At 66.5% G+C, this 8,513-nt stretch carries 7 protein-coding genes and 1 pseudogene; 3 read left to right on the top strand and 5 right to left on the bottom strand.

What is annotated here, in order from left to right:
- Positions 1–11: 11 nt before the first annotated feature.
- The 3 genes from rpiB to aspS form a co-directional block, all read right to left on the bottom strand.
- Entirely contained in the window at positions 12–482 is a 471-nt protein-coding gene (rpiB, locus tag WC493_RS20440) for a ribose 5-phosphate isomerase B (RefSeq protein WP_373067991.1), read from the bottom strand.
- Between the two features lie 105 nt (positions 483–587).
- Positions 588–1,226, bottom strand: coding sequence for a glutathione S-transferase family protein (locus tag WC493_RS20435; protein ID WP_373067989.1), 639 nt, complete (start codon positions 1,224–1,226; stop codon positions 588–590).
- Between the two features lie 329 nt (positions 1,227–1,555).
- Entirely contained in the window at positions 1,556–3,337 is a 1,782-nt protein-coding gene (aspS, locus tag WC493_RS20430; RefSeq protein ID WP_373067987.1) for an aspartate--tRNA ligase, read from the bottom strand.
- A gap of 156 nt (positions 3,338–3,493) precedes the next feature.
- Between aspS and WC493_RS20425 the strand changes: the two genes are divergently transcribed.
- From WC493_RS20425 to WC493_RS20415, 3 genes are read left to right on the top strand one after another with little or no spacing between them, the layout of a single operon-like run.
- Positions 3,494–4,591 carry a Rieske 2Fe-2S domain-containing protein gene (locus WC493_RS20425; protein ID WP_373067985.1) on the top strand — a complete coding sequence of 366 codons (1,098 nt, stop codon included), beginning with the start codon at positions 3,494–3,496 and terminating at the stop codon, positions 4,589–4,591.
- A gap of 52 nt (positions 4,592–4,643) precedes the next feature.
- Entirely contained in the window at positions 4,644–5,816 is a 1,173-nt protein-coding gene (gene rnd, locus WC493_RS20420) for a ribonuclease D (protein WP_373067983.1), read from the top strand.
- A gap of 13 nt (positions 5,817–5,829) precedes the next feature.
- On the top strand, positions 5,830–6,591 hold the full coding sequence (locus tag WC493_RS20415; protein ID WP_373067981.1) for a PrsW family intramembrane metalloprotease: 762 nt from the start codon (positions 5,830–5,832) through the stop codon (positions 6,589–6,591).
- An 8-nt stretch (positions 6,592–6,599) separates the two neighbouring features.
- Here WC493_RS20415 and WC493_RS20410 read toward each other — a convergent pair whose 3' ends face one another.
- Both WC493_RS20410 and WC493_RS20405 read right to left on the bottom strand, forming a co-directional pair.
- Positions 6,600–8,111, bottom strand: coding sequence for a Ppx/GppA family phosphatase (locus WC493_RS20410; protein ID WP_373067979.1), 1,512 nt, complete (start codon positions 8,109–8,111; stop codon positions 6,600–6,602).
- Between the two features lie 14 nt (positions 8,112–8,125).
- Positions 8,126–8,513 (bottom strand): annotated as a pseudogene (locus tag WC493_RS20405) (RNA degradosome polyphosphate kinase); the annotation flags it as partial.

Raw genomic sequence — 8,513 nt, 5'->3', positions numbered from 1 at the left:
GTCAGGGTAATTCAGCAGGACGGGGCGGATCCGCCGGTGGCCGGCGGACAACCCAGCTTGGCGACGCGCCCGTCATGGCGGCCACCTTCATAGGCGGTATCGAGGAAGGCCACAAGGCAATCCCGGGCGACTTCGAGGCCGATCATGCGGGCGCCCATGCACAACACGTTGGCGTCGTTGTGCTGGCGCGCCAAGCGGGCGGTCAGGCCGTTGTGGCAGAGTGCTGCGCGAATGTGGGGATAGCGGTTGAGCGCGATCGAGATGCCGATGCCGGAACCACAGACGGCCACGCCCCGCTCGGCCTTGCCTTCGGCGATCACCTTGGCCACGGCATAGCCGAAATCGGGATAGTCGACCGAGGCCGGACCGTCAGTGCCGAGATCCAGCACCTCGTAGCCGCGGGCCTTCATCTCGTTCGCCAGGAAGGACTTCAATTCGACGCCGGCATGGTCGGACGCCAGAGCAATGACGGACACGGCGATGCGCCCTCCGGATCTGTTGGCAGGGGCGCGACGTTACCAGATGTCGGCCGGTTACGCCATGCCGCACACAATGGGTGCGGCATGACGCAACAGCACAGGGGGCATTCAGCCGCCGAACATCGCCCGTTCGGCGGCCAGGATCTCGACGAAGACCGGGCGCGCCTGCATGGTCGCCAGATAGGCGGCCAGCTTCGGGTATTTGGCGGCGTCGACCTCGACCCCGACATAGCCGAGGTTGACCAGATGGGCGGTTACCGCGACGTCCGCCAGGGTCAGGCGGTCGCCGACCAGGAAATTGCTGGCCGGGATCTGGCTCTCGAGATAGGCGAAGATCGGCGGCAGGCCCTCGTCCACCGCCTTCTGCGCCGCCGCCTCGTCGCCCGGCACGCCCATGAAGCGCGGGCCCACCAAGCGGTTGAAGAAGATGATGCCGACCTGAGCGGCCAGGATCGTATCGCCGAATTCCTCGTACCAGATCACTCGCGCCCGTTCGGCCGGATCGGCCGGCAGCAGCGGCTTCGCCGGGAATTTCGCCTCGACATAGGTGATGATCGCGGTCGAATCGCAGATCGAGAAATCACCGTCGGTGAGGGCCGGAATTTTGCCGAAGGGGCTGATGGCCCGGTATTCGGGCGACTTGTCGCCCGGCATCACCATGCGGTGCTCGAAGTCCAGGCCCTTTTCCTTCAGGACCAGCAAGGTCTTGCGCACATAGGGCGAGGCGCCCACGCCGTACAGAATCATCTTTTCCTCCCCTCCCCTGTTCATTTCAGGGTGCGGCAGGGAAGATGCCTCGTTCGCGAGGACGGCGCCAGTGGCCGCTTGATGACAGGCGGCGGCGAAGGTTCGGAAAAGCCGGCCGGTCTGAACATTTGGGCGGTTATAGCCCCAGCCTCACCCCCATAAGCTGGTCATGGCCGGCCGAAGTCCCGGCCATCTACGTCGTCGGGCCGCCTCTCACGTCGACGACTGTGACCCGCCCCGACGTGGATGCCCGGGGACAAGCCCGGGCATGACGATGAAGAGTGGTGCCCGGATGCCGGGAAGCGACCCGACGGCCGGGCGACCTCTTTCTATTTCTTCTCGGGCAGGGCCAAGCGGATCGACAGTTCGCGGAGCTGCTTCGGAGTCACCTCGGCGGGGGCGCCCATCATCAGGTCCTCGGCCTTCTGGTTCATCGGGAAGACGATGACTTCGCGGATGTTGGGCTCGTCCGCCAGCAGCATGACGATGCGGTCGACACCCGGGGCGATGCCGCCGTGCGGCGGGGCGCCGTAGCGGAAGGCGTTCAACATGCCGCCGAAGCGCCGCTCCACCTCTTCGGCCGGGTAGCCGGCGATGTCGAAGGCCTTCAGCATGATGTCCGGGCGGTGGTTACGGATGGCGCCGGACGACAGTTCGATACCGTTGCAGACGATGTCGTACTGATAGGCGTTGATGGTCAGCGGGTCCTTGGTCTCGAGCGCTTCCATGCCGCCCTGGGGCATCGAGAAGGGATTGTGGGAGAAGATGATCTTCTTCTCGTCCTCGTCGAATTCGAACATCGGGAAGTCGACGATCCAGCAGAAGCGGAAGACGTCCTTCTCAATGAGGTCGAGTTCGGTACCGATCCGGGTGCGCGCCAGGCCGGCCAGCTTGGCCGCCGGCAGTTCCTTGTCGCAGGCGAAGAACAGCGCGTCGCCCTCCTGGCAGCCGGAAACCGCCTTCAGTTCGGCGACCTTCTCGGGCCCGATGTTCTTGGCCACCGGGCCCTTGCCCGCCTCGCCCTCGAAGATGACGTAGCCGAGGCCGGCGGCACCCTCGCCCCGGGCCCAGTCGTTCATCTTGTCGAAGAAGCTGCGCGGCTGGTGTGCGGCACCCGGCGCCGGGATGGCGCGCACGACGGCGCCCTGCTCCACCGCCCGGGCGAAGATGCCGAAGCCCGAACCCCGGAAGATTTCCGAGACGTCGACGATCTTGATCGGGTTGCGCAGGTCCGGCTTGTCGTTGCCGTACCAGAGCATGGAGTCGCGGTAGGCGATATGCGGGAAGGCGCCGTCGGGCACCAGCTTGGTCGAGAATTCGCGGAACACGCCGGCCACCACGGGCTCGACCGCCGCGAAGACGTCGTCCTGCGTGACAAAGCTCATCTCGAGATCGAGCTGGTAGAATTCGCCGGGGCTGCGGTCGGCCCTCGCATCCTCGTCGCGGAAGCAGGGGGCGATCTGGAAATAGCGGTCGAAGCCCGCGACCATGAGGAGCTGCTTGAACTGCTGCGGCGCCTGCGGCAGGGCGTAGAATTTGCCGGGATGCATGCGGCTCGGCACCAGGAAGTCGCGGGCGCCTTCGGGCGAGGATGCGGTCAGGATCGGCGTCTGGAATTCCATGAAGCCCTGCTCGATCATGCGCCGGCGCAAGGACGCGATCACCTTCGAGCGGAGGATGATGTTCTGGTGCAGCTTCTCGCGGCGGAGGTCGAGGAAGCGGTACTTCAGGCGGATGTCTTCCGGATATTCCTGGTCGCCGAAGACCGGCATCGGCAGTTCCTCGGCCGCCGACTGGACGGCGATCTCGCCGATGCGGATCTCGATCGCGCCGGTGGGCAGGTTCGGGTTCTCGGTGCCTTCGGCGCGCTTCACCACCTTGCCGGTGATGGTGACCACCGATTCAGCGCGGAGCGACTCGACGGTCTTGAAGGCGGCCGCGCCCTCGTCGGTCTCGATCACGCATTGGGTGATGCCGTAATGATCGCGCAGGTCGACGAAGAGCAGGTTGCCGTGGTCGCGCTTGCGATGGACCCAGCCGGACAGCTTGACGGTCTCACCGATGTCGGCAGCCGTGAGCTGGCCGCAGGTATGGGTGCGATAGGCGTGCATGTTCACTCGACTCCGATGCGATCGCCGGTTTTTACGGGGCAGCCGCCGCCTTAGCAAGGGTGCCCCGACCAATTGGCGGATCAAGGCGGGCGCATTTGCCGTGAAAATTTGCTAACAAGCGGGAATTGAGTTGCCGTTTACCACAGGAAATCGATTTTGAACGATCTTCCGACCATCGAAGTGCCGAAGGGCGGCGAGCTTCGTCCCGCTCGCGGCATCGACGCGCCCGTCTGGCTGCGCGACCTCTGGTACCTCGCCCTGCCCTCGCGCGAGCTGAAGGCCGGCAAGATGCTGGCCAAGAGCCTGCTGGGCGAGCCCGTCCTGCTGGCCCGCGAGGCCGACGGCAAGGCCTTCGCCATCCGCGACATCTGCCCGCACCGGGGTATCCCGCTCTCCTGCGGGCGCTTCGACGGGCACGAGGTCGAATGCTGCTATCACGGCTGGCGCTTCGACCGGAACGGCATCTGCACCGACATTCCCTCGCTCATCGCCGACCAGGGCGTGAAGATCGACCGCATCAAGGTGCGCCGCTATCCCCTGGCCGAGCGCCAGGGCCTGATCTGGATCTTCATCGGCGACGAAGCCCTGGCCGAGACGACGCCGGTGCCCGAAGTGCCCGGCTTCGATGCCGGTGCCAAGCCTTCGCATATCGAGAAGATGATCTTCCCCTGCCCGCTCGACGACGCGGTGGTCGGTCTGATGGACCCGGCGCACGGCCCCTATGTCCACCGCGCCTGGTGGTGGCGGACCAAATCCTCGATGCATGAGAAGGCGAAGAAATTCGCCCCGTCCTTCCTCGGCTTCACCATGGTGCGCCACGCGCCGTCGAAGAATTCCTTCGCCTACAAGCTGCTCGGCGGCAAGCCGGAGACGGAGATCGCCTTCCGCCTGCCCGGTATCCGCACCGAGGAGATCACGGTCGGCCGCCATCGCTTCACCGGGCTCACCGCCATCACCCCCCTCGGTCCCGACAAGTCCGAGATCACCCAGGTGATGTATTGGACCATGCCCTGGGTCACTTTGTTGAAACCGGTCCTGCGCCATTTCGCCAAGACCTTCCTGCGCCAGGACGGTGACATCGTCACGGCCCAGCAGGCCGGCCTCGCCCACGAGCCGCCGCTCATGCTGCTCGAAGATGCCGACACCCAGGCCAAGTGGTACTACCTTCTGAAGAAGGAATTCGCCCGGGCCAAGGCGGAAGGCCGCGAGTTCAAGAATCCGGTCAAGGAACGGGTACTGCGCTGGAAATCCTGAGATATAATCTCAGATTTCTTCCGTAACCCAATGAAAGGAATAGTGTTTTTTCATGCCCAAGGGATTTCTCCACATCAAGGACACGGATGCCCTTGTCGAATTGGTTGCCCGCCTGAGAAAAGCCGACTACGTCACGGTCGACACTGAGTTCCTGCGCGACAACACCTATTGGCCGAAGCTCTGCCTGGTCCAGGTGGCCGGGCCCGATGTCGCCGCCATCATCGATCCGCTGGCGCCGCTGATCGACCTCCAGCCCCTGCTCGACCTCATGGTCGACCCTTCGGTGCTCAAGGTCTTCCATGCCGCGCGCCAGGACATCGAAATCTTCCTGAAGCTGTCCGGCCGGATTCCGGAGCCGCTGTTCGATACGCAGGTCGCCGCGATGGTCTGCGGTTATGGCGATTCCGTCTCCTACGAGACGCTGGTCGCTAAGATCGCCCGTGCCGCGCTGGACAAATCGTCCCGCTTCACCGACTGGACCCGCCGCCCCCTGAGCGAGCGCCAGCTTCAATACGCCATCGGTGACGTCACCTATCTGCGCAAGGTCTACGAAGTCCTCTGGGCCGACCTGGAGCAGACCGGGCGGATCGACTGGCTGGACGGCGAAATGGCCATCCTGATGGACCCCGGCACCTATATCGTCGAGCCGGCCCAGGCCTATCAGCGGATCAAGACGCGCACCCACAACCGCCGCTTCCTCGGCGTGCTGCGCGAATTGGCGGCTTGGCGCGAGATCGAGGCCCAGGCCCGCGACCTGCCCCGCGGCCGGATGCTGAAGGACGACGCCCTGCTCGAACTGGCGGCCCATCCACCGACCTCGATCGAGGAGATGAAACAGTCGCGCGGCGTCCCCAAGGGCTTCGCCGACGGCCGCCTCGGCCCCTCCCTGATCGAAGCCGTGCAGCGCGGCCTGGCCTGCCCCGACGACGAACTGCCGGAACCGGAGCACCACCCGGAGGCGCCGCGCGGCGTCGGCCCGCTGGTCGAACTGCTCAAGGTCATGCTGAAGCTCCAGTGCGAGGACCATGGTGTCGCCCAGAAGCTGGTTGCCAACAGCTCCGATCTCGAACAGATCGCGGGCGACGACAAGGCCGACGTGCCGGCCCTGAAGGGTTGGCGGCGGGAAGTTTTCGGCGATGCCGCGCTGGATCTGAAGCACGGCCGCGTGGCGCTCGCCTGCGAAGGACGCCGCATCAAGTTGATCCGCCTGGGCGGCGCGGCCTAGGAACGGCAGAACGATGGCCGCGGCGGTGATGATCGGCGCGGCCGTCCTGCCGTCGCTCGTCCTGCTCGCCTTCTTCATCCGCAGCGACCGTTTCCCGGAGCCGACGGGGGCCATCCTGGGCACTTTCGTGCTCGGCATTCTCACCGTCCTGCCGGTCCTGGTGATCGTGGTGCCGTTGGGCGCCGTGCTCCAGCCCGAGGTGGAGGCCCCCCTGGCGCTGGCCGGGCTGCAGGCGACCGCCCTCGCCGCGATTCCCGAGGAAGCCTTCAAGCTCGCGGTGTTGCTGCTGTTCTGCCGGCGCCTCTCCGCCTTCGACGAGCCGATGGACGGGCTCGTCTATGGCGCCACCGCGTCGCTCGGCTTCGCCACCCTGGAAAACCTGCTCTATGTCCTGGGCGGCGGCGAAGGCTGGGCCGGAATCGCGGCGATCCGCGCGCTCACCGCCGTGCCGGGGCACGCCATGTGCGGCGCCATCATGGGCTATTACGTCGCCACTGCCCGCTTCCTGCCAGGGCGTGCGGGGCGTCTGCATTTCGCCGCCTTCCTGGTGCCGGCCGGCCTGCACGGGACCTATGACTTCGGCCTGCTCGCCAGCCAGACGACGGGTGACGGTGGCTGGGCCTTGATCGGCATCGCCGCCCTCGCGCTCGAAGTGGTCTGGGCACTCCGCCTGCAGCGCCGCTTGCGCCGCGAGCAGCACCATCTGATGGCGGCCCGGGGCGAAGCGCCGCCGCCCCCGCCGCGCCGCGCCACCATCTCCTATCGGATCGACTGAACGGCCGCTCAGGCTGCGGGGACGACCTTTGTCGGCCGGTTAATCAGGCGCCCGATCGCCCCCAGCCGACGCTGCACCACTTCACCGTCGAGATCGGCGTGGCGCGCCGCCAGGGTCAGCACTAAGCCGTCGTCGACGAAACTCAGCGGGCAGTCGCAGAGGATCCCGGGCGTGCCGCCGGTCAGGCAATGGCCGAGGCGCAAGCTCGCCCCGATCACCCGCGCGGCCAGCACCTGGCGCTCGTCCATCACGGCCGAAGCCTGGCGGAAAGCGCCGGATTCGGGATCGCCGTCGTAACGTGCATAGATCGCCAATGCCATCTGCGCCCGGCCCGGATGATCGATGCCGACGAAGGGGCCGCGCAGGATCTCGAACAATGTTTGCTGGGCGCGGTAGTCGGGATGATTGCGCCAGCCGATGTCCGAGACATGGCAGGTGGCGAGGCGAAGCCGCTTCTCGGCCGGCGACTCGTCGCCGAAGAGAGGTGTCATCCACTGCGCAAGTTCCTCGCCGTGCTCGGCGAAACGGCCGAGCCGGGCCCCCATCTCGACCGAAGTGTCGATCAGCGGATCGAGGGCGCGTTCCCGCGCCGACAGGCGGCTGAACAGCAGCCCCTCGCGAAGCCCGTAGGAGGAGAAAACGACGTCGCGCGGCCGCGTCGCCTTCAGCACCCGGTCGAGGATCAGGGCGGCCAGGGGCAGCGTATCCAGGCGCCGCCGCGACAGGCCCGAGATCCGCTCCAGGCTCTCGCGCGAGAGATTGGAGATGACGCGGGAGAGGTCTCTCACGTCGCCCCGCATGATCCGATAGTGATGCAGCACGCGGAGCGGATAGGACGTCTGCGCCATATGGATCTTGGCCAAGGCGCGCCAAGCGCCGCCCACGGCAAAGAAGCTGCGGCCGCGTACCTGGTCGAGCCAGGGCAGGCCGGCCAGGGCCTGGTCGATGATCTCGCTCGCCCGGGCCTTGTCGCCCTGGGTCGCCTCGAGCAGGCGGAGCGGTCCCAGGGGCAGGGTCGCCTGGGCGCCGACCTGGCCGCCGCCGACCAGCACCACCTCGAGGCTGCCACCGCCGAGGTCGCCCACCAAGCCGTCGGCCTCGGGGATCGCCGAGAGCACGCCCTCGGCCGAGAAATAGGCTTCCTCCTGGCCCGAGAGCACGCGGATCGGCGTCCCCGCCAGTTCTTCCGCCTTGGCCACGAAGTCGGCACCGTCGTTGGCGTCGCGCACGGCGGCGGTCGCAACGATGTCGAGATGGCGCACCCCCATCACCCGCGACAGGGCGACGAATCGCTCGATCGCGGCGTGGGCGGAGACCACACCCTCGGCGTCCAGCTTGCCGGTCGAGGCGAGCCGGCGGCCCAGCCCGCACAGGACCTTCTCGTTGAACATGGCGGCCGGATTCCGGCCGGCCCCCTCATAGACGACGAGACGGACCGAATTGGAGCCCACGTCGACGACGCCAATCCGCCCGGCCTGCTTGGTCCGCGTTCGGGTGCCCGCTACCTCGGCAATACTCATTCACGCCCCGGCGATCACGATTCATCCAGCACCAAGCGTGGTGCCTGGCCGGTCTTAAGCGCCTTGCCGCGACCGGACAAGCTCGGATTGGTCATGAAATACTTGTGCGCTGAAAAGCCGCCTTCCTTGGCATGAATGCGCACGAAGCTGCCGTCGGCCTTCAGGTCCCAGGACTGGGCCTCGTCCTTCAGGTTGGCGATCATGATCTGGTCGAGGATCTGGGCATGCACGGTCGGATTCTCGATCGGCACCAGGGTCTCGACCCGGCGGTCGAGGTTGCGCGGCATCCAGTCGGCCGAGGAGATGAAGACCTTGGTGTGATTCGACGGGATCTCGTGGCCGGCGCCGAAGCAGACGATGCGCGAATGCTCGAGGAAGCGGCCGATGATCGACTTGACCTGG

It is taken from the genome of Zavarzinia sp., assembly GCF_041650655.1.
Classification (GTDB): domain Bacteria; phylum Pseudomonadota; class Alphaproteobacteria; order Zavarziniales; family Zavarziniaceae; genus Zavarzinia.
This window is presented reverse-complemented; position numbering and strand designations above follow the sequence as displayed.

What these genes read in the sequence shown, in the direction of transcription:
- WC493_RS20435 (WP_373067989.1), bottom strand. Translation starts at nt 1,226, where the DNA reads ATGATTCTGTACGGCGTGGGCGCCTCGCCCTATGTGCGCAAGACCTTG.
- aspS (WP_373067987.1), bottom strand. Translation starts at nt 3,337, where the DNA reads ATGCACGCCTATCGCACCCATACCTGCGGCCAGCTCACGGCTGCCGAC.
- rnd (WP_373067983.1), top strand. Translation starts at nt 4,644, where the DNA reads ATGCCCAAGGGATTTCTCCACATCAAGGACACGGATGCCCTTGTCGAA.
- WC493_RS20415 (WP_373067981.1), top strand. Translation starts at nt 5,830, where the DNA reads ATGGCCGCGGCGGTGATGATCGGCGCGGCCGTCCTGCCGTCGCTCGTC.
- WC493_RS20410 (WP_373067979.1), bottom strand. Translation starts at nt 8,111, where the DNA reads ATGAGTATTGCCGAGGTAGCGGGCACCCGAACGCGGACCAAGCAGGCC.